Raw genomic sequence first — 26,499 nt, 5'->3', positions numbered from 1 at the left:
CCGGCTGGCCGCTAGCCGAATTTCATTTGCGCAGCCGGCGTTCGGTCAATCTCCTCCGCGACGTCGGAAATCGTCTCGCGCATCCACATCAGCGCGGGATCGGAATCGAACGACACCGGCCATTGCAGGACTTCACGAAATGCCGGAATGCGGACCGGCGCGCGGACCAGCTTGAGCGGAAAGCTCCGGGCAAAGATCACCGCAAGGCGCTTGTGCACGGTGGCGATCCGCTCGGTTCCGATCACCATCGTGGCCATGGTGGTGAAGTTCGGCGCTATGACCTCGATGCGCCGCTTGTGCCCCAGTTTGACCAGCGCGCGCTCCTCGAAGGACGGCCTGCGGATTGGACCGAACTGGGCCGTGACGTGCCCGAGCCCGAGATAGCGGCCGAGCGACAGCGAGCGCCCGACCGTGCGGTTGCCGCTCCAGGCGATGCAGCAGAATTCGTCGGCGAACAGATGCTGTCTCGGCTGATCGTCGACGGCATTGCTGTCGGGCAGGATAACGAAATCGACGTCGCCGCGCTGCAGCTGGTCGTCCACCCGATCGTTGAACGGCAACAGCTCGAGCGAGATCCCGGGCGCGCTGTGGTACAGGCGCTTCATCACCGGGTGCATCAGCACGATGCTGGCATAATCCGACACTACCATCCGGAAGCGGCGCTGCGAGCTCGCCGGGTCGAATCTCGGCAGCGAGATCAGGTTCGCCCGAATTCGCAGCAGGATGTCGCGCGTCGGCCGCTCGAGCGAACGCGCCAGCGGCGTCGGCACCAACTTGCGCTGCGAGATCGTGAAAATCTCATCGTTGAAATATTGCCGCAGCCTGGCGATGGCGGCGCTCATCGCCGGCTGGCTGAGATGAAGGCGTTGGCTCGCCCGCATCACGCTGCCTTCTTCGAGGAGGGCGTCGAGCGCCACCAACAGGTTCAAGTCCAGGCCTTCGAACCGCATGGGCTGATATCCAGATCATCAATGTCTGGGATCATGATAATCAATTTTTCAAATTCAAGTAGCAGGTGTAGCGAGGGAATACGGCACAAAGCCCGGGCAACGGGCCGGCCAACGGACCATCCGCTCTGGGAGGAGCCCCCGTGATCAAGCCCTGGATCTTTGAATTCATGCAGGCCCCGAATCTCGACGGACGCAACGTCGACCGGGATCAGGCCTTCACCGTGTTCGACCAGGCGTTCGAGCTCTGGCTGGAGGCCGAGCGGCTCGGCTTCGATGGCATTTTCTTCAGCGAGCATCATTTCGGCCTGTCCTACAGCCCGTCTCCCAACCTGCTGATCGCGGCCCTTGCGCGCCGCACCACCCACCTGCGCCTCGGCACGATGGGGATGGTGGTGCCGTTCTACGCGCCCTGGCGGATCATTGAAGAGCTCGCGATGCTCGATCATCTGACCGGCGGGCGGCTCGAGATCGGCTTTGCGGCGGGCGTGCCGCAGGAGCTCGCGCGCATCGGCCTTGGCATGGAGGAGGCGCGCGAGCGGTTCAACGAGAGCCTTGAGATTCTCGATGCGGCGCTCGCCAATCCCGTCATTAATCACCGCGGCAAATACTGGACGTTCGAGAACCTGACGCTGATGCCGAACGTGTTCCTGCAAGCCCCACCGCCGAAATGGACGACGGTGGTCAGTCCGGGATCGGCCGGCAAATCGGCCCAGCGCCGATCGAAGATCTGCACCGGTTTCGAATCCGTCGCGCGGATCACCGAGATCTTCGACGCCTATCGCAACGAAGCCGCGCGCCTTGACCATCCGGCGGGGCCCGACCAGCTCGCAATCCGGCGCAATGTCTCGATCTCGCGGGATGAAGCCAAAGCGCGCGAGACGGCGCGCGCCGAGAAGGCTGCGACACTCAAGGTGGTGGCCGGCGATCCCAGGGTTGCCGCCAGCACGTCCTCGCTGCTCGACGCACCGAGGGGCGGCGCCGGTTTCTCGCTGCATGATGACGACTATATCGCCGGCACGCCGGCGCAGGTCACCGAGCAAATCATCGAGCAGTGCCGCAGATGCGGTGCCGGCCATTTCCTGGCGATGCTGGGCAGAGGCGTGTCGGCTAGCCGCCGCGAGTCATTTGCGATGTTTGGCGAGGAAGTGATCCCACAGTTGCGGCGGGCGCAGATCGATTGATCAACGGGCAGCGGCGGAGACGGTACTTGCGACAAGTCGCCCCGACGGGCTAGTCAAGGCTTCCGTCGTCGAGCAAGAATTCGGGCGCATAACTCACCGGCCGAACCACTTAATTGGTGTCGTCCCGGCCTTCGCCGGGACGACCATTGTTGCGGAGGCGACAATTGTAAACGCGGCAACTACAAATACCACGCCAGCACCGCCTTGAGCCTAGCGTTCTCGATCACCGGCAGCGCGACCACCTGCTCTAGGCCGGAGGCACGCGCCGATGTCGCCGCGATCGATTCGTCCTGCTTCAGATGTTCGGTGAGCGCGGGCATGCCGGTCGCCCATGCGCCGCCGATGCTGCCTTCGCCACGCCGGATCGTTCTTGTTGCATAGAGCTTGGCGAGATCGGATTGCTCGCTGCAATCGCCGGCGTGGAACAGCAGCGCCGACCGCTCCTCGTTCGGCACCCAGATCTCGAACCGGCGTGCGATCGGTGTCGCCTGCGCCGATAGGAATGTCACAACCCAGGTCTGGTCGCCGGTAACGTAGGGGATGCCGACGCCGCAATTGATTCCGATCTCGGATGCGTCCTCCCAGCGCAGGAAACTCTTGGAATTGTGCAGGTCCTTGATGATCAGCGGCATGCCCGCCTTCCAGGTCCGGCCGGGTAGGCCGAAGCCGCGCGGGAATCTGGTGTGGCGCGAGTTGAATTCGAACATGTCGGCGGTGCCGTAGTAGCCGTCGACCAACGCCATCTCGTGGGATCTCTCAGGGTCGTTGTGCCAGAGCTCGATTGCGCCGACGTGCTTCCTGTCGTCGCCGCAGAGCAAGACCATCACGGCCATCAGGAATTCGCCGGCGAATACCGGAAGTGCGACGCCGCAGGTCAGGCCGGCTTCGACCGCTTCGTCGGCTCGTTTGAAATAGGAGTTGGCGAATTGGGTCACGATGACCGGATGGCCGCTTGCCCAAGCCTTGCCCGGAAGGCCCTCGTCATAGGCGAACAACGCGTTCTCGCTGACGGCGTTGAACTCCGCGAACTCGGCGCTGGAGAGGCTACCGCCGAATTCCAGCCGCGTTCGTGTTCGATCGGGCACCCACAGTTCAACAACGCGAATGAAGGTCTTCATCGCACGCACCTGCCACTTCGCCGACGGCTAGCATCGGCGAAGTCACGGTAAAACGTGCGCTCAAATTGCGGGCAAGCGGCGCCCAAAGTTAATGCGAAGGCCCGATTTCGCCTCAGTCCCGATACGACGGATCGGCCCGGTCGAGCTTGCGCAGCAGCGCGGGCCAGGCGAGTTCGCCGTTGCGGGCGCCGCGGCCGGGCTTTGGCAGCATCCGCTCATAAGTGTCTTCGAGGATATTCTGCGGCGGATAGATCAGCTTGGTGTTGCAGGAGAGCGCCATCACCTGGGTCTGGCAGGCGCGCTCGAGGCGGAACAGCACGTTGAAGGCGGCAGGCACCGTGCGGCCGACGACCAGCAGGCCATGGTTGCGCAGGATCATCGCTTCGTTGTCGCCGAGGTCGCGCACCAGCCGCTCGCGCTCGTCGACATTGTCGGCGATGCCCTCGAAGTCGTGATAGGCGATGTGCAGAAAGCGCATCGAGGTCTGCGCCAGCGGAAGCAGGCCGCATTCCATCGCAGAGACCGCCATGCCGGCCGGCGTATGGGTGTGCGCAACGCAGTCCATGTCGTGCTTGGCCATGTGGATGGCGCTGTGAATCACGAAGCCCGCGACGTTGACGTCATAATCTGTCGCATTGAGCAGCGTGTTGCCCTCGACGTCGACCTTGATCAGGCTGGAGGCGTCGATCTCCTCATACAGCATGCCGTAGGCGTTGATCAGGAACTGGTCGGTGGTGCCGGGCACGCGGCAGGAGATGTGGTTCGCGATCATCTCGGTCATGCCGTAGATCGCGGTCAGACGGTAACATGCGGCGAGATCGACACGGGCCTGCCATTCCTCCGCGCTCACCTGCTCGCGAACGGATTTAACGACCTTGATCGCGGGTGAGCTGACGGGGGGATTCATGGCGTTCTCTCCTTGAGATGTCTGCGAGGCCGGAGCCCGATTGTTGCGGTGGAACATAGCAGAATCTGCGCGGCGGCAAGCCGTGGCGCGCCTGCTTATTTGCAGGGCTGGCGGGCAAAAACCGAATGTGGATTGGCGCGCCGCGCCTTCGATGCCACACTGCGGAAAACAGCCGAGGCGCGTCAAATGAGCGATCGCGAGATCCGTATCGCCGTCCTGCATTTCTCCCACGAAACCGTCTCGTTCCTGCCGAACGAGACCACCCTCGACGACTTCATCTATCCGGGTTCGCCGGCGAAGGGCGTGGCGCTGCTGCAATTCGACCCGAAGAATTACATGGGCGGCTTCGTCAAGGTCGCACGCGAGTTCGCCGAGGTCGAGCTGGTCGGCATCGAATCTCCGCTGTGGCCGAAGACTTACACCGGATCGGGCTGGATCACCCAGGAGGCCTACCGGACCTTCACCGGCAAGATGATCGCAGGGCTGAAGGAGGAGGGGCCGTTCGACGGTGTCTATCTCTGCCTGCATGGCGCGATGGCGGTACGCGGCGTGCCGCGGCCGGAGGCCGATCTGGCACGGCAGGTGCGCGAAGTGGTTGGCCGCTCCGCCTTCATCGCCGCAACCTTCGACCCTCATGGCAATGAGGACGAGGCATTCCTCGAACAGGCGGACATGGCGTTCGCCGTCAAATATTTCCCGCACTATGACGCGCATCTGCAAGGCGAACGGGCGGCGCGTACGCTGGTGCGGGCGATCCGCGGCGACTTCAAGCCGGCGCACAAGACGATCAAGGTTCCCGTGATCTCGCCCACCGTGCTGCAATGGACCGGGGCACGTCCCTGGATGGATCTGGTGCAGCGCGCGTTGATTTGGGAGGCCCGCGAGGTCGACGTCTACGTCAACATCTTCTTCGGCTTCCCGTTCGCCGATGTCCCCGATGTTGGCATGACCGTGCAGGTCCTGACCAACGACAATCCAAAGCTCGCCGAGCAGGTCGCGCGCGACCTCGCCGGCACGATCTGGCGGCTGCGTGAGGCGTTGCTGCAATCGACCAGGCTGCACAGCATCGCCGAGGGCGTCGCGCTGGCAAAGCAGGCGGTTGCCGATGGCAACACGCCGGTGGTGCTGGCCGATCACAGCGACCGGTCGGGATCGGCGACCTGGCTGCTCCGCGAGATCATCGCCCAGGACCTCGCCAACACGGTGATCGCCACCATTGCCGATGCCAGGGCGCCGCGCATCCTGAAGGCCGCCGGCGCCAAGGCCGGCGATGCCTTCGATATGGAGATCGGTGGTCGCGTCGACGAGTCGGCGGGCGATCCGGTTCGTATTCAAGGCACCATTTCGGCTGCGGGCGAAGGCTACGGACAATTCTGGGTCTGCGTGCGGTTCGGCCGCAACAATGTGCTGATCCTCTCCACGTATCTGGTGCAGGTCATGGAGCCTTTCTCGCTGAAGGCGCTGGTGCCCGACATCGGCGCCTTCGATGTCATGGCGATCAAGTCGCGGGTCCACTTCCGGCGCGGCTTTGACGACAACGGCTTCGCTAAGACGATCCTGCTGGTCGAGCCAGATCAGCCGTTCCTCGGAACGACGCGTCTCGACAAGTTGCCCTACAAGAATGTCGATCTTGCGCAGTTCTATCCATACGGCAGCCCGGCATTTTCGGAGTCGTCGTCATGACGGACGGTCGCTATCGTCTGATCGGTTCGACCGCGTCGCCCTATGCGATCAAGCTGCGTGCGCTGATGCGTTACCGACGGATTCCCCATGACTGGGTGATCATGACCAAGGCATTGCGCGAAGCGACCGCGCATCTGAGGCCGATGTTGATCCCGGTGCTGCAATATCCCGACGGCAGCTACCGCGGCGAGAGCACGATGCTGGCCTATGATCTGGAAGCGCGTCACCAGGGACGCTCAGTGATCCCGGACGACAAGGCCACGGCCTTCGTCTGCGACCTGCTCGAAGACCTCGCCGACGAATGGGCGGTGAAGCCGCTGTTTCTCTATCGCTGGTGGGATCCGGAAGACCAGGCGTACGTCTCGCGCTGGGCAGGGGAGGAATGGTCGACCTCGGACGCCGAGGCTGGCAGCCGCGAGGAGATCGAGCAGTTTCGGCAGCGGCAGATCTCGCGCATGGTCATTCTCGGCGCGACGGACGAGAACAGGCCGCTGCTTGAGGAGAGCTATCGGCGAACGCTCGCGGCGTTCGAGCCGCATGTCGGCATGACGAACTATCTGTTCGGCAGCCGGCCGTCGCTGGCGGATTTTGCCTGGTTCGGCCAACTCAGCGAGATGGCGACTGACCCGAGCCCGATGCGCATCATGCGCGAACGCGCGCCGTTCACCGATCACTGGGTGCGGCGGCTCGATGACGCATCCGGCGTCGACGGCAACTGGTATCCGCGCGAGCAAGCGCTTGGCGGGTTCGCTGAGGCGCTGCTGCGGCTCGCAGGCGAACTCTATCTGCCGTTCCTGGCGGCCAATGCGGACGCATTCGCCAAAGGGCTCGATCGCGTCGAGATCAATGTCTGGGATCTGCCTTACGCGCTCGCGCCGTTCAAATATCAGGTCAAGTGCCTGCAGCAGTTGCGCGAGAAGTTCGCCGCACTGGAGGCCGGAGATCGGGCGGCGTTGAAGCCGGTGCTGGAACGCACCGGATGCCTGGCCATCCTGGATGGCGGCTGATCAATCGGGGCGGCTTCAAAACGGCGTGAGCTCAGGTTCGGTGCCTGCTGCCAAGCGCGGCCGCGATCGTCTCTGGATTCCTGATCCGCTCGATCAGCATGTCGATGCGGTCGCCGCCCCAAAACAGCTCGCCGTTGAACACCATGCTGGGCACGCCGAACACGCCGAGCGCTTCGGCCTCGTCGATAATGCGATCGTGCTCGGCGCGGGCCGGGCCGCGAACATAAGCCTCGAACGTGTCCGCGGAACCGCCGATCGCGGTAATCACGCCGGAGATCTGCGACAGGTCGTCGATCTCCAACTCATGGTTCCAGAACTTCTGGAACACCATGTCATGGTAGGGCCGGAATAGCCCGTGTCGCTGCGCGAAGAGCATTCCGGCGCTGGAGTGAAAGGCGTCGTAAATCCGGCGCGGGCCTTTCATCGTCAGTCCCTGCGCGTTGGCGAACCGTCGCGCATCCATGTAGGAGTAGCGCACCTTGCGCCAGAAATGCGGCGTGCGTGCCTCCACCGTGCCCATGAATTCGGGAATGCGTAGCGTGTAGGGCAGCCATTCCAGCTCGACGCCGCACGCCTCTTCGAGCTCGAACAGCCGTTTGTTGGCGACATAGGCATAGGGAGACTTGTAGTCGGTGTAGATCCGGACCTTCGGCTTTTCCATCAGCGTTCCTCATCCCGTCAGCACAATTGTTCCCGATCCCGCACGATGGCGCAATGCTGCGTGACGACGGAGGAATGGACGCAAACGAGTGGGCCCCGGTGCAGTCAAGCATCGCGGGGCCCTGCAACTTCGTTTTAGCGAAGGATGTCTGGTATGAACCAGTGGTGTTTCGGGACCTAAAAGCGCTTGGCCTTTGCGCTCTCGTCCTGCGGATATGTTCAGATTGTCGGCGGCACACGCGGCTAGCAGCTGCTATCAGCCTCAACGTGCACCGAGACCTTGCCGCTGAGCAAGGTCACTGGCTTTCGCCGGTGGCGTCATGCTCCTCTCCAAGAGTGGGCCGACGGACCTCTGTCCGCTTCTGCTGCCTGGCGGCCGATCCCATAATCGTCCGTCAATTCCTGCGACGCGAGGAGCAGACGCTCCAGCACCTCAACAGGTGCAGTCACGGAAATGCTGCGGCAGTTATGGCCAACTGTCAAGTTAACGAAGGGGGTAATTCAGGTCAGGAATCCTGTCGCGACTTGGTCTGTCGATACAGGGTGAAGTCCGGATCATGCGTCATTTTCCAGTAGTCGACGAACCGCCACGGCATCGCCGAGAAAACCCGGCCGCTGCTGTTGCGGTAGTAGGTCGTCATGCCCGGATGCGTCCAGATCAATTGCTCATGCTCGGCATCGACGTTGCGGATGTATTCGTCGTGCGCGTCGGGATGCACGTCGATCGCGGCGATGTCGTTCTCGATCATCTCGACGAGGCAGGCTGAGATGTAGCGGCTCTGACATTCCGACTGGAAGATCACGCTGCCGCCATGCGCCGGTCCCGAGTTGGGACCGAGCATCAGAAACAGATTGGGGAAGTCAGGCACGGTGAGGCCGAGATACGCGGTCGGATTGTCGTCGCCCCACGCCCGCTTGAGGTTCTTGCCGTCACGCCCCGTGATGTTGAGACGCGCCGCCATCTCGGAAACCTTGAAGCCGGTCGAGATCACGATGACGTCGTGCGGCCGCGATGTGCCGTCAGCCGTGATGATGCTGTCCGCCGCGAAATGATCGATCTTGTCGGTGACCAGTTCGACGTTCGGCTTGGTCAGCGTCTTGAACCAGTTGTTGTCGAGCAGGATGCGCTTGCCGTAGGGCGGATAGGTCGGCATGCACTTCTCGATCAAATCAGGGCGATCCTTCAGCTCGGAGAGGATGAAGTCGGCGAGCTCTTCGCGGTGCCGGTCGTTGCCCTTGTTGACGGCGCGCTCGGGATGCGGCCAGGCCGGGTCCTTGCGCAGGAACGGCAGCAGACCGTCGCCGTAACGCCAGAACATGTTGAAGCGATACCACTGCACATAGAACGGCAGATGAGCGAGCAGCCATTGCGCGCCTTCGGTGATCGGGTCGGAATAACCCTTCACCGGGCGTGCCCATTGCGCGGTCCGCTGGTAGACGGTGACCGAGGCGACGCGGTCGGCGATCGATGGCACCAGCTGCATCGCGGTCGCACCGGTGCCGATCACGGCGACATGCTTGCCGTCGAGCTTGATGTCGTCGGACCACAGCGCCGAATGAACCTTGAGGCCGGCGAAGTCTTCGTCTCCCGCAAAGCGGGCGGGCAGGGGATCATTGAGTTGGCCGATCGCGCTGACCAGCGCGGTGGATTCGAAGGTCTCTTCGCCGCTGGCGGTCTTCAGCGTCGAGATCCAACGCCGCTTGCCTTCGTCCCAACGTGAAGCGACCAGTTCGGTCTTGAGGCGGACGTGCTGACGGATGCCGTATTCGCGCACGACCTTGAGCAGATAGTCGAGCAGCTCCTGGCGCTGCGCGAAGTAGCGGGTCCATGGATTGCGCGCGCCGAAGGAGAAGGAATAGGAGTGGTTCGGCGTATCGACGCCGCAGCCGGGATAGCGGTTGACGTACCATGTGCCGCCGATCTCGTCCTGCTTCTCGACGATGGTGTAGGGAATGCCGAGCCGTCCGAGCGCGACGCCAAGCGCGATCGCGCAGACCCCGGCGCCGACGATCAGCACATGCTGCTGCGCCAGCCTTGCGTCGGACGGACGCTCGCGCCAGCGGGCCTCGCGGGGAACAAACCCCATCTCCTCCCGCATCAGCGGCGCATACTCCGGCGTGACGTTCTCGCCGAGCGTCGCCCGCATCATCCTCAGCATCAGCTCATCGCCGGGATCAGTGATGGCTGGCTTCGGCGCGCCGTTGGCGAACAGGTTCAGGACCGCGGCGCGGATCTCGTCCTGGATCTCCTTAGGTACACCGGCGTCCGGATCGGGGATCAGGCGCACGTCGCGCTTCGGCTTGTAGGGCGGCTCGAGCCACTTCTCGTCCCCGGTCATATGCACCAGCACCATCAGCAGCACACGGATGTCGCCCTCGGCGATGGCGGAGGACAGATCGAGGTGTGGGCGCGAAAGCTCGATATTCATACGTTGTCCTCAGCTCGCTGGTGCTTCGGGCAGACCGCCATAGGCGGCCCAGGTGGTGCCCGCGATGTAGCCGGCATCGATCGGCAGGTTGATGCCGGTTACGCCGCTGCTCTGCGGCGAGAGTAGCCAGGCGATCGCCTGCGCCACTTCCATCGGCTCGACCAGCCGGTTCAGCGCGGTCGGCCGTGCCAGCAGATCCTTGTTCAGCGCGCCCGACGCGATGCCGGCCTCGAGCGCGGCCGTGCGGGTGAAGCCGGGCGACACCGCGTTGACCCGCACGCCCGCGCGGCCCCATTCGGCGGCGAGTGTCTGCGTGATCTGGATGACGCCGGCCTTCGCCGCGGTATAGGCGTGGATCGGGCCCGACGTCATGCCGGCCACCGAGGCAACGTTGACGATCGCGCCATGTCGCCGCTTCGCCATGCCGATACCGACACTGCGCGCGACCAGGAAGGTGCCGCGCAGGTCGATATTGACCTCGCGGTCCCACTGCTCCATCCGCACCCGCTCGATTGTGTGCATCTTGCCGAATACGCCGGCCGCGTTGACGAGGCCGCTGATCGGCCCGTGCGCCTTCTCGATGTCGGCAACTCCGGTGACCACGGCGGTCTCGCTCGCGACATCGAACGGTGCAGGCCAGAGGATGGCGTTCGTGCCGACCAGCGGTTCGGGCGCGATATCGACGATGACGACGCGGTGTCCCTTATCGGCGAGCAGTGTTGCGGTCGCCGCGCCGATGCCGCGGCTGCCGCCGGTGACGAGGATGATGCCGTCAGCGCTCATGACTTCTTTCCCTTGTCGCTGGTGGTGAACAGGCCGCGAGTGACCAGCTTCTGGTAAGCCGTGATCACGTAGTCAGGCACGGCGGTGACGCCTTGCTCGGAATAGGAATAGCGTCGGCTGAGATAGCCACGTGCGCCCATCAAGACCTGGACGATGGCCTCGAATTCTTCGTCGCTGAATGTATTGGTCGCACCCGCAGCCCGCGCGCGCTGCAGAATCCGGACATAGGCATTCGAAATGTTGTCGAAGTGCTTCTGGTAGCCGATCGGCGCGAAGAACTCGGCTTCGTTCAGAATGCGGAGAAACTCCGGCACCTCGCGGATGAAATCGAAGAAGGCGCTGAAGCGTTCCACCTCCTGCCGGGCCTCGCTGGCGGTGCCGGTGCGGGCATGGATGAAGCGAACCATGTCGAGGCCGATCTTCGGCAGTAGCTGGTCGAGCAACTCCTGCCGGTTCTCGAAGTGATTGTAGAAGGTGCCCTGCGCGACGCCGGCGGCCTCGGTGATGCGCGCAACGGAGGCTTCGGCATAGCCGTATTTGCCGACGATCTTGGTCGCGGCGTCGAAGATCTTCTGCTTGGTCCAGGCGTTGCGCTCGACCCGGTTGAGCTTTGTCACCTTGGCGGATGTCGCTTGTGTCATGCGATGGCCTCGAGTTCGGCGCGGAGGACGCGTTTGAGCACCTTGCCGGATGGATTGCGCGGCAGGCTGTCGCAGAGGATCAACTGCCGCGGCACCTTGAAGCCGGCGAGCCTTGTCCGGCAGAAATCTGTGAGATCAGGCAGATCGAGCTTGGCGTCATCGGCCAGCACCACGATGGCGACCGGCTTTTCGCCCCAGCGCGCATCAGGCAGGCCGATCACCGCGACCTCGCGCACCCCGGGCATCTCGTAGATGACGCGCTCGACCTCCGAGGAGGCGATGTTCTCGCCGCCGGAGATGATCATGTCCTTCTTGCGGTCGGTGAGATAGAGGAAGCCGTCCTCATCGAGATAGCCGACGTCGCCGGTGCGGAACCAATCGCCGAAGAAAGCGGATGCCGTCTTCTCCGGATCCTTCCAGTAGCCCTGCGTCACCTTCGGACCGCGCAGGCAGATCTCACCATCCTGGCCGGCGGGCAGGCGCTTGCCGGCATCGTCGCGGATCTCGATCTCGACATGGGCGATGGCGCGGCCGGTCGAGCCGATCTTCTCGATCTCGCGGCCGGCTTCCATGAAAGTGTCGCCGCCGCAGCTTTCGGTGAGGCCGTAGGCATCGATATAGCGCGCATTCCCAAAATAATCCGAGAAGGCTCGGATGCGGACCTCCGGCGTCTTCTCGCCGCCGCCGATCGCCCATTGCAGGCTGGAGACGTCGTAGCGCTCCCGGTTCGGGCAGGTGAGGAGAGCGGTGGTCATGACCGGCGCGAACCACGCGGCGTTCAGCTTCTCGCGCGCGATCGCGGCGAGCGCCGGTTCCGGCTCGAAGGTGCGGTGGATGCATAGCATGCCGCCATGCCAGAGCACGGCGATGCCGGGCAGATCGAGCGCGCCGACATGATAAAGTGGGCCGACGATGAGCAGCCGCGTGTCGGCGTTCAATCCAAGCACCAGCGTCTGGTCGGCGGATTTCCAATAGATGTTCTCGTAGGTGAGCATCACCCCCTTGGGGCGATCGGTCGTGCCCGAGGTGTACATCAGGCGCATCAGGTCGCGCGGCTGGCGAACATGGATCGGCGCCGGCGCGATATCGGGCGCGAGGTTGGTAATGCTGGACTGCGCGACTTCATCGAGCAGTACGACGGGTGCATCGCCGACCGCGATTGCCGCCAGCTCCTCGTCGGCGACCAGCAGGCGCGCGCCGGCATTGCCGACGATGTAGCCGACCTCATCGGCTGACAGCCGATAATTGATCGGGAGGAACACCGCGCCGATATGGCTGGTCGCGAACACCAGTTCGAGAAAGGCCGTGCTGTTCTTCATCAGGACGGCGACCACATCGCCCGGCGCAATCCCGCGTGCAGCGAGCCAGCCTCCGACCTGGCGGACACGCAGATCAAACTCGGCGTAGGAGACGTCCTCGCCGCGATATTTCAGCGCACAGCGGTCCGGAGCCCGCCTGGCATGAAATGCAATGAAGCTGGAAAGATTGATCATTTGCCGCTCGTCGGGCCGATTCCGGCGCCGTTTTCTCCCTAGATGAATTATGAGTCGTAATTCATATTTGGCTTGACGTCACCCCCCTTGCTCTGAAAACATTGTGGCCATGGAGACGAAACGATCTCCGACAGGGCTTTTGGGAACGCGAACCCGACAGGGAGGGGAACGATGACGAGGACCCGGAAACCGGGCATCAGCCGGCGTTCGACGCTTGCGCTGATGGGCGCCGGTGCGATGACTTTTTCCGCGCCATGGGTGGCGCGTGCGCAGGCCAAGACGATCAAGATCGGCATGCCGACCATCCTGTCGGGCCGCGTCGCGCAACTCGGTACGTCCTCGCGCAACGCGGTGATGCTGGAAGTCGAGAAGGTCAATGCCGCTGGCGGCCTGGCCGGCCGGCAGATCGAGATGGTGATCCGCGACTCCAAGGGACAGCCGCAAGAAGCCGCGCGGATCGCGCGCGAGCTTGTCAACACCGACGGCTGCGAGATGCTGCTCGACGGCGAGGCATCGTCGGGATCCTTCGCGGTTCACGAAGTGGCGCGCGATCTCGGCGTGCTCTGCATCCACACCTGCTCGGAAGCCTCGTCGCTGACGGCCGATCCCAAGCAGCACATCCCGAACGCCTTCCGTTGTGTGCGGCAGGGCATACATGACTCGATCGTCGGCGCCAGCTACGCCGCAGGGATTGCCAAGGCCAAGGGCCTGAAGAAATGGGCGACCTGTTCACCGGACTATGCCTATGGCCGCGACACCACCGGCGAATTCGTGCTGTATCTGAAGAAGTTCGCGCCCGATGTCGAGATCATCAGCGAGTCCTGGCCAAAGCTGTTCCAGCCCGATTACACCGAGGTGGTCACCAAGATCCTGCAAGCCAAGCCGCAGGCGATGTATTCCTGCCTGTGGGGCGGCGATCTCACCTCCTATATCGACCAGGCCAATATCTACGCGCTGTTCACCCAGATGGAGGTGTTCGCGGTCAACATGGCCGACTACACCGCGCTGACCGTGGTGAAGAACCTGCCCAAGGGCATCCACTCCGGCGACCGCTACATCAAGACCTTCCCGCCGACGCCGGAGAATGCAGCCTGGGGCGATGCCTACAAGGCGAAGTACAACGAGTATCCGACCAATTGGTCGTGGCAGAACGCAACCGCGGTCATGTTCCTCAACGAGGCCGTCAAGAAGGCGGGTTCGACCGACGGCAAGAAGGTCGCGGAGGCGCTCACCGGGCTCACCATCAAGTGCCCGTTCGGTGCCGACGGCACCGTCACCATGCGCGCCGACGATCACACGCTGGTCGGCTACGCGATCGGCTGGGGTACCACGATCCCGCAGGAGCCTTACGTGCCAGACGTGAAGGCCGGCGACTGGAAGACCATCTTCGAGCTCGAAGCCGAGTGGAAGAAGAGCAAGGGTTACACTTGATCCGCACATAAGGCGGAGGCAGCACGCTGTCTCCGCCTTTGATCTGATGCTTATCGCGCGCCGGCGTTGCGGCCCGCCGTAATGGATGATTCCTGTGGACCTCGACGCGCTCGCCAGTTGCCTCACCAGCCCTGCCTGCCTGGTGACACAGACCACCAGCGGCCTGATCATCGGCATGCTGTTGTTCCTCGTCGCCGTTGGGCTGACCTTGATCTTCGGCGTGCTCAAGGTGGTCAATTTCAGCCACGGCGCCTTCTACATGTTCGGCGCCTATTTCGCGATGACGGCCTACCAGCTCACCGGCAGCTTTGCGCTGGCGATCCTGAGCGGCGCTGTGGGCACCGCCATCCTCGGCCTGATCTTCGAGCGGGTGTTCATGAGCCGGGTCTACGGCCGCGACGTGCTGATGCAGCTCCTGGTCTGCTACGCCTTCGTGCTGATCTTCGACGACGTGGTCCGCATGATCTGGGGACCCGAATTCAAGTCGATGGGCATGCCCGCCGCATTCCAGGTGCCGCCGCTGTTCATCGCCGGCGGCGTGGTGCCGCCATATTACCTGCTGCTGATCGGTGTGGCCCTCGCGGCCGCGGTGGTTCTCGGGCTGGGGCTGGCGCGTTCCCGGATCGGCAAGGTCATCCGGGCGGCCGCCCATAATCCCGGGATGGTGTCAGCGCTCGGTATCAACACCGGGCTGATCTATGGCGGCGTGTTCGCGCTCGGCGGCATGCTGGCGGGACTTGCGGGAGCGCTTGCCGCGCCGGTGCGCTCGCTGACGCCGGGCATGGGCTTCTCGGTTTTGATCGAGTCCTTCATCGTCACCGTGATCGGCGGCATGGGTTCGATCCTGGGCGCGCTGATCGGCGCGCTGCTGATCGGCTTGATCCGTTCGTTCGGATCGCTCGGCTTTCCGCTGTTCACCGAGGGGCTGATGTATCTCTTCATGGTGATCGTGCTGGTGTCGCGCCCAACCGGCCTGTTCGGCAAGGAGGTCGCATGACCGAGTTGCAGGCCGGGCAGGGCGCGCAACCGCTCGAGGTGGCCCGGATCGACGCCAGGCCGCAGCGCCATCGCGATCTTCTGATCGCGCTCATCGCGTTCGTTGTCTTGGCGCTGCTGCCGGTTTTGTTCGGTAGCAAGCAATTGCTCGACTTTGTGATCCGCTGCGCAGCCTATGGATTGTTCGCGACGTCGCTCAATCTCCTGGTCGGCTACACCGGACTGATCTCATTTGGGCACGGTATGTTCTTCGGCCTCGGTGCCTATAGCTTTGGCTTGATGATGCAGAAGACCGGCGTGCCGATCCCGGTGGCCTTCTTCGCCACATTGGCAATGACCTTCGTCGTCGCCGTCGTGATCGGGGCGATCTGCGTGCGGCTAAAGGAGATCTACTTCGCTTTCGTCACGCTGGCGTTCCAGATGCTGATCCATTCCACCATCTTGTCGTGGCAGTCGCTGACCGGCGGTGACCAGGGCCTCCGAGGCGGCATTCCGCGGCCGCCGTTCCTCGGTATCGATCTCTCGAACCATCTGCATCTCTATGTCGCGAGCTGTGCGCTTCTGGTGATCGGGTTGTTCCTGATGCGCCAGATCGCGCAGTCCCCATTCGGCTACACGCTGCGCATGATCCGGGACAACGCCACGCGGGCGAGCTTCATTGGCATCGATGTCTGGCGCGCCAAGCTGGCCATCTTCGTGCTGGCGGCGCTGTTCGCCGCGACCGGCGGCATGATCATGGCGTTGTTCGTCTCGGGAGCCTATCCCGAATTCGCCTATTGGACGATGTCGGGCGAGGGCATCTTCATCAACATGCTCGGCGGGGTGACCACCTTCCTCGGGCCGATGGTCGGCACCATGCTGTTCCTTATCCTGAATGACACCGTTACTCGTGTGACCGAGTATCACGGCATCGTGCTCGGCATCGTGATCCTGTTCTTTGCCATCGGCCTGCGCAAAGGGCTGATGGACTTCGTCGTCGAATGGTTCGCGCAGCGACGCAGCGAGGAGCGCGGTTAGCCATGCTGGAGATTCGCGGACTCTCGAAATCCTTTGGCGGCGTCAAAGCGACCGACAACGTATCGCTCGACTTCGCTGATGGCTCTCTCACCGCCGTGATCGGTCCGAACGGTGCTGGCAAGAGCACATTCTTCAACCTGATCACCGGCGCGCTGCGGCCGGATGCCGGGCAGATCCTGCTCAATGGCGTTGACATGGCGGGCAAGACGCCGCCGGAGATCGTGCGCAACGGCATCGGCCGCGCCTTCCAGGTCGCGAGCATCTTCCCGTCGCTGACGGTCGAGGAGACGATGTTGGCTGCGGTCTGCGCCGATCAGCGCCGCGCCGGTGTAACGCACCGCCGCTTCCCGTTGGCCGAGACGCGCGATCGCGCCGAGCATGCGATGGAGCTGCTCGGCCTCGCCAGCAAGCGCAACCGAACCGCGGCGACGCTGTCGCATGGCGACCAGAAGCTGCTCGATATCGCGCTCGCGCTGGTGCTCGATCCCAAGGTGCTGCTGCTCGACGAGCCGACCGCGGGCATGGGCACCGAAGAGCGCTGGCGCATGATCGACAAGGTGCGCGAGCTCTGGGAGAAGCAGAAGATCACCGTCGTGTTCATCGAGCACGACATGGACATCGTGTTCAAGATCGCGCCTGAGATCGTAGTGCTTTGTTATGGGCGAATCCTCGCGACCGGAGCGCCGGACGCGATCCGCAGGAACGAGGCCGTCATCGAAGCCTATCTCGGCAGCGACGACCATGCGGGAGCAGTGGCATGAGCGCGCAGCCGGTGGTGCAGGTCGAGGACCTCGACGTCTACTATGGCACCAGCCAGATCCTGTTCGGCGTCGGTCTGTCCGTGCGGAAGGGCGAGACCATGGCACTGCTCGGCCGCAACGGCGCCGGCAAGTCCACCACCATGAAAGCGATCATGGGGTTGGCGCCGGCGCGCCGCGGCAAGGTCACCTTGCGCGGCCAGGCGGTATCCGGGATGCGGCCGCATCACATCGCACGCGCAGGGCTCGGCTTCGTGCCGGAAGACCGCCAGATCTTCCCTGAGCATACTGTTGAGGACAATCTCGTGATCGGCCAGAAGAGGGGGCCCGATGGCGAGGACGAGTGGTCGATCCGCCGGGTCTATGACGTGTTTCCGCTGCTGGAGCCGCTGCGGTACCGGATCGCCGGACGGCTGTCCGGCGGCGAGCAGCAGATGTTGGCGATCGCCCGCACGCTGATGGGCAATCCGGTGCTGCTGTTGCTGGACGAGCCGAGCGAGGGACTGGCGCCGATCATCGTCCAGCGCATTGGCGAGTTGCTGCGGCAGCTCCGCGGTACCGGTGCCACAGTATTGATCGCCGAGCAGAACATGCATTTTTGCCTTGGCCTTGCGAGCCACGCGACGGTTATCGACAAGGGGCAGATCGTCTACACATCCTCCATCGAAGAGCTGAAGGCCAACGACAACATCCGGCAGCGCTATCTGGCGCTGTAGGGCCCTTCGAAGCTAACGGGAGGACAAATGGCGGGCGAACGCAAGCTGACGCCGACGCACGAGGCGCCGTATCGCGGGCTGAAAGTGCTCGATTTCGGGCAGGGGATCGCCTCGCCCTATTGCGCGATGCTGCTCGGGGTCTATGGCGCCGACGTGGTCAAGGTCGAGCCGCCGGAGGGCGACTGGTCGCGCTATCTCGGCACCACTTACGGGAATCACACCACACTTTCGGCGGTCTATAATCGCGGCAAACGCAGCCTTTGTCTCGACATGAAGCACAAGGACGGCATTGCGATCGCGCAGAAGCTGGCGCGCGAGGCCGACGTCCTCATTGAAGGATTTCGTCCCGGTGTCGCCGAGCGGCTCGGGCTCGGCTATGAGCGCCTGTCGCGCGACAATCCTGGCCTCGTCTATCTCTCGGTCAGCGGCTTCGGGCAGAGCGGGCCGTATTCAAAACGGCCCGGTTCGGATTCGGTGGCGCAGGCGTTTTCGGGGTTGGTCTCGATCAATGTCGGTACCGACGGCGTGCCGCATCGGGTCGGCACCACGATCTCCGACGTCGTCACCGGCGTCTATGCGTTCCAGGCCATCGCCACGACGCTGTTCGCGCGCGCGACCGTCGGCACCGGCCGTTGGATCGATGTCAATCTCTGCCAGTCGACCTCGGCGCTACTCGGCCACAAGGTCGCGGAATTCATCCTCGAAGGCGGTGCGCCGCGTGCGCTCAATGTGCCGGCCGGCACCTACCAGACGAAGGACGGCTGGATCATGGTGACGCTGGTGAACGAGCCGCAATACAAGCGGCTGTGCGCTGCGATCGGACGCGAGGATCTCGCCAGTGATCCACGTTTCGCCGATTTCGCCCGGCGTGCCGATGCCGCCGACACGCTGATCCCGCAATTGCGCGAGGTGTTCCTGACCGAAGCAACGGATACATGGCTGGCCCGACTGCACGCCGCCGATATCATCGCGGAGCGGATCCTTAGTCCCGGCGAATGGCTGCGCAACGCCCATGTGGAGGCGACCAGGGCATCGGTGCGCCAGGATACGCCGGGTGTCGGCGCGGTCTACTCGCCGCGCACGCCGGGGATTGCGAGCCTGTCCGAGGATCATCTTTGTCCAGCGCCGGACGTCGGGCAGGATAGCCGCACCGTGCTGACAGAAGCTGGATTTGGCCCGACCGAGATCGATGCCCTGCTGCTGTCCGGCGCTGTGCGGCAAGCCAAGAGCTAACAGGAGGCAGATCATGAGCACGGAGCTCGTTCGTTACTCGGTCACCGACCAGATCGCGGAGATCGTGCTGGATCGCGCGCCGGTGAATGCGCTCAGCATCCCGCTGATCGACGCATTGCTGGCGGCGCTGGCGAAGGCGCGCGACGATGAGGCCGTGCGCGCCGTCATCATCAGCAGCGCCCATAAGGTGTTTTGCGCCGGCCTCGACCTCGACATCGTCAGGGGCAAGCCCGCGATCGAGACCAAAAAATTCCTTGAGCGGCTGTATTTCGCGCTGAACGATACGCAATACCGCCTCGGCAAGCCGACCATTGCCGCGATCGACGGTGCGGTGCGGGCCGGTGGCATGACGATCGCAATCTCCTGCGACATGATCATCGCGGGCGACAGCTCGACCTTCGGCTATCCAGAGATCGACGTCGGTCTGATCCCGGCGATCCATTTCGTGCAGCTGCCGCGGCTGGTCGGCAAGCACCAGGCGTTCGGTCCGCTGTTTCTGGGCGAGCCGTTCGATGCGGCGACCGCCTTCCGCATGGGCTTGCTCAGTGAGGTGGTTCCGAAGGGCACTGCGCTCGATCGGGCCCGCGAGATCGCGCGCAAGCTGGCCATGAAGTCGCCGATCGTGATGAAGATCGGCCGCGACGCGTTCATGCGCGCGGTCGATGCCGATTTCCGCCGCTCGGTGGAGAACACGGCGGAAAGTTTCGTCGTGGTGGCCTCGACGGAGGACTGTCAGGAAGGGTTGAATGCATTCGTCGAGAAGCGGACGCCTAACTACAAGGGACGGTAGATGGCTGGATTGTATTTCGAGGAGTTCGAGGTCGGGCAGGAATTCCATCACGAATTCAGCCGGACCGTGACGGAGATGGACAACACCATGTTCAGCCTGCTGACCATGAACCCGCAGCCGCTGCACCTCGATGCGCATTTCGCAGAGAAGACCGAGTTCGGCCAGCGGCTGTTCAACAGCCTCTATACGCTCGGCATCATGGTCGGCATGAGCGTGTACGACACGACCTTGGGAACAACGGTCGGCAATCTCGGCATGACCGACGTCAAGTTTCCAAAGCCGGTGTTCCATGGCGATACTTTGAAGGCCCACACCAAGATCATCGGCAAGCGCGCCAGCAAGTCGCGGCCGACCCAGGGCATCGTCGAATTCGAGCACACCATGACGAATCAGCGCGGCGAGGTGGTGGCGAGCTGCCGCCGCACCGGCCTGATGCACTGCAAGCCGAAGGCATAGACGATGCGATCATTCCTGTTCGTTCCCGGCGACAGCACCCGGAAATATGAGAGCGCGAAGAAGACCGCGGCCGATGCCCTGATCCTCGACCTCGAGGATTCCATCGCGCCGGACCAGAAGGTGGTTGCGCGCGGCATCACGCGCCAGATGCTCGATGCACGCAATCCGGCCCAGAAGATGTATATCCGCGTCAACGCGTTTGACACGGACTTGACACTGGGAGATCTGGCCGCCGTGATACCAGGGAAGCCTGACGGCATCGTGCTGCCGAAATGCGCTGGCGCCGCCGATGTCAACAAGCTCGCACTTTATCTCGATGCATTCGAGGCCGCGTCGGGTATCGAACAGGGCACCACGCGCATCGTCACGGTCGCAACCGAGACAGCGCGAGCGGTGCTGAAGATACTCGACTTCGAGAATATGAGCCCGCGGCTGTGGGGCATGATGTGGGGCGCGGAGGACCTTGCGGCCTCGCTCGGAGCGACTCGCAACCGCACCGACGGCCGCTATCACTCACCCTTCATCCTGGCTCGGGATCTCTGCCTGATCGGCGCGGCCGCCGCCGGCGTAATCGCGATCGACACTATCGCCACCGACATCAACGATCTCGACGCGCTGAAGACGGAGGCGATCGCGGCGCGGCAGGACGGTTTCCTCGCCAAGGCCGTGATCCATCCCAAGCATGTCGATGTCGTCAACGCGGCTTTCATGCCGACCGACGAGGAGATCGCATGGTCGGAGCGGGTAATCGCGGCGTTCGCCGACAATCCATCCGGGGTCGCCAAGATGGACGGCAAGATGCTGGATAAGCCGCATCTGCGCGCCGCCGAGAAGATCCTGGCGTCGCGCCGGACATAGTCCGCGGCCAGGCGTCTCCGCAAGAAGGGCGGCGATCCGGTCAGACCGCGAGAAACTCCAGCTCGAAGGCGACGCCGTGGCTTAAGGGCCGGAGATGGATCGAGCCGCCATGGCTTACCATCACGGCTTGCGCGATTGCCAGCCCCATGCCGGTGCCGCCGCTGTCGCGGCGGGTGGTGAAGAAGGCATCGAAGATCTTGTCGCTGTTGGCGTCGGAGATCGGGTCGCCGTCATTGCTTACGGTCACCCTGACGGTAGAAGGTTCGCCGGTCGCTTCGACCTGCACCGACTTGGCATTGTGACGGAACGCGTTGTCGGCCAGATGCGCCAGTACGATCAGCGCCTTCTCGCCCGACATCCCGATCGAGCGCTCGAGGCAGCCGCTGGCGATGATTGTGCGGCCTGTAAAGCGGCTCTTCAGGTTCTCGATAACGGAGGAGAGCGGCGTCTGCTCGTTCTGTGGCACGCTTTCCGCGCGGGCCAGCTCGCGCAGCCGCTGGCTCATCGTATCGAGCCGCGCGACGTCGCCAAGAATGTTCGAGATGAAGCTTTGTTGTTCGGATCGTGTCAGCGTATCCGATTTGCTTTGCAGCGAATCCTGTAGCAGTTCGGCTGCGCCCCGGATCGAGGTCAGCGGCGATTTCAATTCGTGTGTCAGGTGAGCCGAGAAGGTGGCGATGTAGTCGGAGCGGCGCGACAGTTGCTGGGCCATGTCGAGGAAGCTGTCGGAGAGCTGGGCGAGCTCGCGGGTGCCATAGTGCTGCAGCGGCTGAAACGCGTTGCGGTCGCCGCGACCGATTCGCATGGCGCGATCGACAAGTTCGCGCATCGGACGCGTAACTGTGCGTGAGAACACCAGGCCGATGGCGATCGTCGCCAGGATGACGGCTATCGCGGCCAGCAGGAACTTGCCGCGCTCCCGATAGAGATGCTCGAAGATATTGCTCGGTGTCCGCGACGCATAGATCACCCCGGCGACGCGGTCATTGACGATGACCGGCATTGCAGAGAAGACATGAACGCCGACCCCGCGGCTGATCGAATAGATTGGCGGCGGAGGTTTGTCGGGGACACGGATGCGCAACGCGGCGCTATACTGGCCGCGTAGCGCGGCCGCCACCTCTTCGATATGGGCCAGCGATTGTCCGGCCTCCTGGCGTCCGGCGATGACGACACCCTGCGGATCGAGAATCCGAAAGCCTGCGAGCGTCACCTTCTGGGTGTCCAGCACTAGGGGCATCAGCCGTGCACCGATGGCGACATAGGCCGGGTCTGCGGGCTTGGTCGCCGGCAGCGCGTCGGGCCGTCGCCGCAAGAGGTCGTTGCCGGCAAGATCGAGCTCGGGCCGGATCGGTGTCACCTGATCGCCGGGGTCCGGCAGCGCCTCGGTTGGAACTGCGGCGCCGAGCGGGATATTATTGCGAAGCTGTGCGCGCACGTCCTGTGCATAGATCACAGCCAGCACGCGACTTTGCGCGATCAATTCGGCCTGAGTTTGACGAATGAGCTGGTTATCGTAGAGACGGAAGAAGAAAAGCCCAAGTAACGGGAGCACCGCGACAAGGGCTAGCACGGCAAAGATGATAAAGCTGAGCGACGGTCGCCACTTCTGGCGGGCGCGGTAGGACGTCATGCCTAAGGCTCGCACCGGCCGAGTTTGAACCCGACTCCGTGCACGGTCTCGATGACACTGTCGCAATTCGCCGCGGCGAGCTTGGCTCTGATGTTGCGGATATGACTGTCGATGGTGCGGTCGGAGACCTGGATATTGAGCTGATAGGCGGCGCTCATAATCTGCTCACGGTTGAAGACTGCCGCCGGCCGCGTCAGGAAGGTCCGCAGGATGCCGAACTCGATCGCGGTCAGGTGCAGCGGCGTGCCCGCGAATGTTGCGACGTGCTGCTCGGCGTCTACCGAGAGCTGTCCTTTGGACAGCGCGCCCGGCTCCGGCGCGCCAGGTCGCGGCGTCAGCCGCCGCAGGATCACATTGACGCGCGCGACGAGCTCGCGGGGGCTAAACGGCTTGGTCACGTAGTCGTCGCCGCCGATCTCGAGCCCGAGGACGCGATCGATCTCGTCGTCGCGGGCGGAGAGGAACAGGATCGGCACGTCGGATGATTTGCGAATCTCGCGGCAGACATCAAGCCCGTCGAATTCCGGCATGCCGATATCGAGGACGATCAGATCCGGTCTGTCATTTGAAAATCTGACCAGGGCTTCCTTGCCATCACGCGCCTCGACCACATTCATGCCCGCTTTCTTGAGAGCGACGCGGATGACCTCCCGGATATGGAGGTCATCGTCGACGATAAGAATACGGTGGGTCACGAGTCCACTCCGAAAAGAACGCAATCTAGCCTGTGGTTGCCGCTTGCTGACGGTCCAGGAAGCGCTGGAGCCGCCAGCTGCGGAAACCCCAGCTGCGCCATGATGTCATCTGCTCGCGTTGCTCTTTTACAAGGCAATTGCGGCGGTAAACAAGGCTCGGATCGAAGAAGCGGAGCTGAAGCGCCCTGTCGATAGCCGGGAGGGCCTGCGGGCCGAGCCGGATCAGATAATCCATATCCAGATTGACCCCGCTGCCCGAAGCTTCCCGGCTGTGGCCCATGTTGTAGTCGGCAATGATGGCCGCGAAATTGGTCAAGGAGCAGGTGTAAAGGACGATCGCCAATGCGGTCAGGTTAGCGTGGATCAACCATTCGTTCGAGCGTCGCTGGACGATGCGTGCCAGGATCAGGACCAACCCGAGCACGACAAGCAGCATCCAGACGAACGCCGCGATACGCCAGTACGTAAGCAGGTAGATCTGGACGTAGAGATCAAGCCGGAGCATCGCAGAGATAACCAGCAAGACATTCTGTCCGATCCAGAAGTAAACGAGCGATCGCATCAGACGTGATCGCTCGGCAGGGCCTCCTGGCCGCATCGTCACCAGAACGAAGCTCGCGGCGAGCAATGCGGTAATGATCAGAGGATATGCGCCGCGGTGTGCATAGGACGCATAGGTCACGTCTGCGGGCAGCGTCCCATTGCCCCAGAGATATATCAGGTCGAGGATGGTCTGGATTGAAAACAGCAGGTTGAACAGGATCAGCGAGCGCAAGATAGTGCCTGCGCCGAAGAAGCCCGTGTCGGCCGGGCGGGACCGATCGTTCTCGGCAAATCGGGGCCGATCGTCCGCCACCTCGATGTGGTTGCGCCATCGGATGTGGATGAAGGGCCAGACCAGCGCCGCTGCCGCGATCCAGAATAGCGTACGGCTAATGCTGAGATAGGAGGAGGGATCACCTGGGTTCAGCTGACTGATCCATTTCGTTAGCAATGGGTTGGCCGCCATGAACAGCAGGACGAAGAGGCTTCCGAGCAGCAACGGCACGCACCACAGGGTGAAGCTCCTGGTGAGCACGGGCAAATTGAACGCCCGGATCGCGTCCTGGAACAATCTGAGGGGGCCGATCAGATAGAGCTCGAGCAAGGAGGCAGCTCCTCGGACGAGGCTGTCGAGATAAGGATTGGTCGTCAGCATCAGGGCTGTGCCGAGGGCAAGCGCAATGATGACGAGTGAAGCCGCGTTGATATCCTCGAACGCTGGCAGTAGCCCGGCGAAGACGATCCACCCGGCAAGCAGCAGCCGACGATGTTCGAGATTGCCGCGGTTGAGAATCAGCGACGCGGAAGTCAGCGCGATTGCGAAAATGACGACCGAGAGTCCGAGGCGCTGGTCGTAGAAGAACCAATCGGCCAGTGCCGCGAGGGCAAGCATCACCGCGATTTTCGTCGGCGGGAGGTTGCTATCGACCGATTGGGTCGTGGTCTCTGGTGGCACAAGGCTTGTCATGATGACCTCGGGAGCGAAGGGATGCGTCGGCTGCAGCGGGCGGATTCGTTTGCTCCGGTATCGCATCCGGCCCGCTGCTTGGCCGACCTTGACGCCTGCATGTGCAAACGGCTGGAGCGCGACCAGCAGGAGTTCAGGATTTTTATGCAGATTGCGTGCAGATGCGCCTTGTCGGCTCGCGCCGGCGGATCTCGTCTGATAGGGACGGAGCGTTCGACCTCTTCAGTTCTTCCTGGTCCCCATGCAAATCAGCAAATGCGTCGGCATTATCCTGCTCTGGATCGCAGGCCTCGTCTTCGTCTTCGCGGGCATCAACAACAACGACCCGTATCTGGTCCCGTTGCGTGGGGCGGGCAATCTCCTCCTCGTGGCCACAAGCGGTGCCGTTGTCCTCTTGCTGGTTCGTCGCGGCGCCTGGCGCTGGCGGGCGTGGATGGGCAGGCTCTTGGTGATGCTGTGGTGCTTGCCGCCGCTTGCGATGCTGGCGGCGCACGGTGTGTTCGAGCTGCGCAGGCATCGCGTTCTTCAGACCGAACCGCTGCTCGCGCGCTCGCTTGGGCAGCATTTCATCGTCGGCTATCGGTCGTTCGATGAAGTCGCGCCACTGGCGGAGAAAGGGTTCATTGCGGGAATCTATGTCACGCGACGCAACATTGCCGGCAGGACGGCTGATGCGTTGAAGGCGGAGATCGCGTCGCTGCAGGCCAAACGGAGCGCGGTGGGTCTGCCGCCGCTGACGGTCGCGACGGATCAGGAAGGTGGCATCGTTTCGCACCTTGCGCCGCCGCTGACGAAGCTGCCTGCGCTGGCCTCACTGGCCGACCTGCCGCCGGATCAACGAAACGCAAAGGCCGAGGAGTTCGGCCGCATCCATGGCCGCGAGCTAGCGTGGCTCGGTGTTAATTTGAATCTTGCGCCAGTGCTCGACCTGCGGCCCGAGGCGAAGCGTAATCGGCTCGATTTCAATACGCTGATCAATCAGCGGGCGATCTCCGACGATCCAGCCAAGGTGGGTGCGATTGCGCGGGCCTACATTCAAGGCCTTGAGTCGGCCGGCGTGAGCGCCACGGTGAAGCATTTTCCAGGATTGGGCCGCGTGCGCGCCGACACGCATCATTTCACTGCCGACCTCGATACGCCGCTCGGCGAACTCGAGGCGACCGACTGGCGCCCGTTCCGCGATGTATTGGCGACGACCGGCGCGCGCCTGATGGTCGGGCACGTGGCGGTGAGTGCACTCGACCCCGGACGGCCTGCGTCGCATTCGAAGGCCGTCGTCGATGGGCTGATCCGAAAGACCTGGAATTACCAGGGCGTGGTCATGACAGATGATCTGGTGATGGGAGCGATCTATCAGCACGATGTCTGCACCGCGGTCGTGGAGGCGTTGAATGCCGGCGTCGATCTCCTGCTGGTCGCCTACGATGGGCTGCAATTCTACCGGTTGTTCGCGTGCGCCACCGATGCCGCTGCGCGAGGCGGCCTCGACGCCACCATGCTGCACGACAGCGAGACGCGGCTCAGGCGCGCGATGCTGATCGACTAGATCACGGG

At 63.2% G+C, this 26,499-nt stretch carries 24 protein-coding genes; 13 read left to right on the top strand and 11 right to left on the bottom strand.

Going from position 1 to position 26,499, the window contains the following annotated elements:
• Window positions 1-11: 11 nt before the first annotated feature.
• Entirely contained in the window at window positions 12-950 is a 939-nt protein-coding gene (locus JQ616_RS16725) for a LysR family transcriptional regulator (protein ID WP_212015985.1), read from the bottom strand.
• 140 nt (window positions 951-1,090) lie between these two features.
• Here JQ616_RS16725 and JQ616_RS16720 point away from each other — a divergent pair, with 140 nt between their 5' ends.
• Window positions 1,091-2,131 (top strand): LLM class flavin-dependent oxidoreductase, encoded by a 1,041-nt coding sequence (locus JQ616_RS16720; protein ID WP_212015984.1) that lies wholly within the window; start codon window positions 1,091-1,093, stop codon window positions 2,129-2,131.
• A gap of 179 nt (window positions 2,132-2,310) precedes the next feature.
• Here JQ616_RS16720 and JQ616_RS16715 read toward each other — a convergent pair whose 3' ends face one another.
• Together JQ616_RS16715 and JQ616_RS16710 are read right to left on the bottom strand one after the other, a co-directional pair.
• A complete protein-coding gene (locus JQ616_RS16715) occupies window positions 2,311-3,249 on the bottom strand; it encodes a GAF domain-containing protein (RefSeq protein WP_212015983.1) in 939 nt (312 codons plus the stop codon).
• A 112-nt stretch (window positions 3,250-3,361) separates the two neighbouring features.
• Complete coding sequence (locus tag JQ616_RS16710) at window positions 3,362-4,156, bottom strand: class II aldolase/adducin family protein (RefSeq protein ID WP_212015981.1); 795 nt, start codon at window positions 4,154-4,156, stop codon at window positions 3,362-3,364.
• A gap of 186 nt (window positions 4,157-4,342) precedes the next feature.
• On the opposite strand from JQ616_RS16710, the gene JQ616_RS16705 reads away from it, so the two are divergent.
• Entirely contained in the window at window positions 4,343-5,839 is a 1,497-nt protein-coding gene (locus tag JQ616_RS16705; protein WP_212015979.1) for a M81 family metallopeptidase, read from the top strand.
• Window positions 5,836-6,846, top strand: coding sequence for a glutathione S-transferase N-terminal domain-containing protein (locus tag JQ616_RS16700; protein WP_212015977.1), 1,011 nt, complete (start codon window positions 5,836-5,838; stop codon window positions 6,844-6,846). Before JQ616_RS16705 ends, JQ616_RS16700 begins: the two co-directional genes overlap by 4 nt.
• Before the next feature lie 31 nt (window positions 6,847-6,877).
• Here the strand turns inward: JQ616_RS16700 and JQ616_RS16695 are convergent, their stop codons facing one another.
• The 5 genes from JQ616_RS16695 to JQ616_RS16675 form a co-directional block, all read right to left on the bottom strand.
• A complete protein-coding gene (locus tag JQ616_RS16695; RefSeq protein ID WP_212015975.1) occupies window positions 6,878-7,507 on the bottom strand; it encodes a 2-hydroxychromene-2-carboxylate isomerase in 630 nt (209 codons plus the stop codon).
• Between the two features lie 505 nt (window positions 7,508-8,012).
• Window positions 8,013-9,935: a flavin-containing monooxygenase gene (locus JQ616_RS16690; protein ID WP_212015973.1), complete on the bottom strand. Its 1,923-nt coding sequence runs from the start codon at window positions 9,933-9,935 to the stop codon at window positions 8,013-8,015.
• Between the two features lie 9 nt (window positions 9,936-9,944).
• Complete coding sequence (locus JQ616_RS16685; protein WP_212015971.1) at window positions 9,945-10,718, bottom strand: SDR family NAD(P)-dependent oxidoreductase; 774 nt, start codon at window positions 10,716-10,718, stop codon at window positions 9,945-9,947.
• Window positions 10,715-11,359 (bottom strand): TetR/AcrR family transcriptional regulator, encoded by a 645-nt coding sequence (locus tag JQ616_RS16680; RefSeq protein WP_212015969.1) that lies wholly within the window; start codon window positions 11,357-11,359, stop codon window positions 10,715-10,717. The genes JQ616_RS16685 and JQ616_RS16680 overlap by 4 nt, the downstream gene beginning before the upstream one ends.
• Window positions 11,356-12,852 carry an AMP-binding protein gene (locus JQ616_RS16675; RefSeq protein WP_212015967.1) on the bottom strand — a complete coding sequence of 499 codons (1,497 nt, stop codon included), beginning with the start codon at window positions 12,850-12,852 and terminating at the stop codon, window positions 11,356-11,358. The genes JQ616_RS16680 and JQ616_RS16675 overlap by 4 nt, the downstream gene beginning before the upstream one ends.
• A gap of 171 nt (window positions 12,853-13,023) precedes the next feature.
• On the opposite strand from JQ616_RS16675, the gene JQ616_RS16670 reads away from it, so the two are divergent.
• From JQ616_RS16670 to JQ616_RS16630, 9 genes are all read left to right on the top strand, one after another.
• Window positions 13,024-14,283 carry an ABC transporter substrate-binding protein gene (locus JQ616_RS16670; protein ID WP_212015965.1) on the top strand — a complete coding sequence of 420 codons (1,260 nt, stop codon included), beginning with the start codon at window positions 13,024-13,026 and terminating at the stop codon, window positions 14,281-14,283.
• Window positions 14,284-14,377: 94 nt separating this feature from the next.
• Window positions 14,378-15,280 (top strand): branched-chain amino acid ABC transporter permease, encoded by a 903-nt coding sequence (locus tag JQ616_RS16665; RefSeq protein WP_212015963.1) that lies wholly within the window; start codon window positions 14,378-14,380, stop codon window positions 15,278-15,280.
• Window positions 15,277-16,296 carry a branched-chain amino acid ABC transporter permease gene (locus JQ616_RS16660; RefSeq protein WP_212015961.1) on the top strand — a complete coding sequence of 340 codons (1,020 nt, stop codon included), beginning with the start codon at window positions 15,277-15,279 and terminating at the stop codon, window positions 16,294-16,296. Before JQ616_RS16665 ends, JQ616_RS16660 begins: the two co-directional genes overlap by 4 nt.
• A gap of 2 nt (window positions 16,297-16,298) precedes the next feature.
• Complete coding sequence (locus JQ616_RS16655; protein WP_212015959.1) at window positions 16,299-17,057, top strand: ABC transporter ATP-binding protein; 759 nt, start codon at window positions 16,299-16,301, stop codon at window positions 17,055-17,057.
• Entirely contained in the window at window positions 17,054-17,770 is a 717-nt protein-coding gene (locus tag JQ616_RS16650) for an ABC transporter ATP-binding protein (protein ID WP_212015958.1), read from the top strand. The genes JQ616_RS16655 and JQ616_RS16650 overlap by 4 nt, the downstream gene beginning before the upstream one ends.
• A gap of 27 nt (window positions 17,771-17,797) precedes the next feature.
• Window positions 17,798-19,003 (top strand): CaiB/BaiF CoA transferase family protein, encoded by a 1,206-nt coding sequence (locus JQ616_RS16645; RefSeq protein ID WP_212015957.1) that lies wholly within the window; start codon window positions 17,798-17,800, stop codon window positions 19,001-19,003.
• A gap of 13 nt (window positions 19,004-19,016) precedes the next feature.
• A complete protein-coding gene (locus tag JQ616_RS16640; RefSeq protein WP_212015956.1) occupies window positions 19,017-19,793 on the top strand; it encodes an enoyl-CoA hydratase/isomerase family protein in 777 nt (258 codons plus the stop codon).
• On the top strand, window positions 19,794-20,249 hold the full coding sequence (locus JQ616_RS16635) for a MaoC family dehydratase (protein WP_212015955.1): 456 nt from the start codon (window positions 19,794-19,796) through the stop codon (window positions 20,247-20,249).
• 3 nt (window positions 20,250-20,252) lie between these two features.
• A complete protein-coding gene (locus JQ616_RS16630; protein ID WP_212015954.1) occupies window positions 20,253-21,107 on the top strand; it encodes an HpcH/HpaI aldolase/citrate lyase family protein in 855 nt (284 codons plus the stop codon).
• Window positions 21,108-21,147: 40 nt separating this feature from the next.
• On the opposite strand, the gene JQ616_RS16625 is transcribed toward JQ616_RS16630, so the two are convergent.
• Genes JQ616_RS16625 through JQ616_RS16615 form a run of 3 tightly spaced genes read right to left on the bottom strand, consistent with a single transcriptional unit; the run spans window position 21,148 to window position 24,945 of the window.
• Window positions 21,148-22,740 carry an ATP-binding protein gene (locus JQ616_RS16625; RefSeq protein WP_212016351.1) on the bottom strand — a complete coding sequence of 531 codons (1,593 nt, stop codon included), beginning with the start codon at window positions 22,738-22,740 and terminating at the stop codon, window positions 21,148-21,150.
• Between the two features lie 2 nt (window positions 22,741-22,742).
• Window positions 22,743-23,435: a response regulator gene (locus JQ616_RS16620; protein ID WP_212015953.1), complete on the bottom strand. Its 693-nt coding sequence runs from the start codon at window positions 23,433-23,435 to the stop codon at window positions 22,743-22,745.
• A gap of 25 nt (window positions 23,436-23,460) precedes the next feature.
• On the bottom strand, window positions 23,461-24,945 hold the full coding sequence (locus tag JQ616_RS16615; RefSeq protein ID WP_212015952.1) for a DUF4153 domain-containing protein: 1,485 nt from the start codon (window positions 24,943-24,945) through the stop codon (window positions 23,461-23,463).
• Window positions 24,946-25,186: 241 nt separating this feature from the next.
• On the opposite strand from JQ616_RS16615, the gene JQ616_RS16610 reads away from it, so the two are divergent.
• On the top strand, window positions 25,187-26,491 hold the full coding sequence (locus tag JQ616_RS16610) for a glycoside hydrolase family 3 protein (protein ID WP_212015951.1): 1,305 nt from the start codon (window positions 25,187-25,189) through the stop codon (window positions 26,489-26,491).
• The last annotated feature ends 8 nt before the right edge of the window (window positions 26,492-26,499 follow it).

This window comes from Bradyrhizobium tropiciagri (assembly GCF_018130545.1).
GTDB lineage: Bacteria > Pseudomonadota > Alphaproteobacteria > Rhizobiales > Xanthobacteraceae > Bradyrhizobium > Bradyrhizobium tropiciagri_A.
Note: the sequence above shows the minus strand (reverse complement) of the source record. Positions and strands in the feature narration are given on the sequence as shown.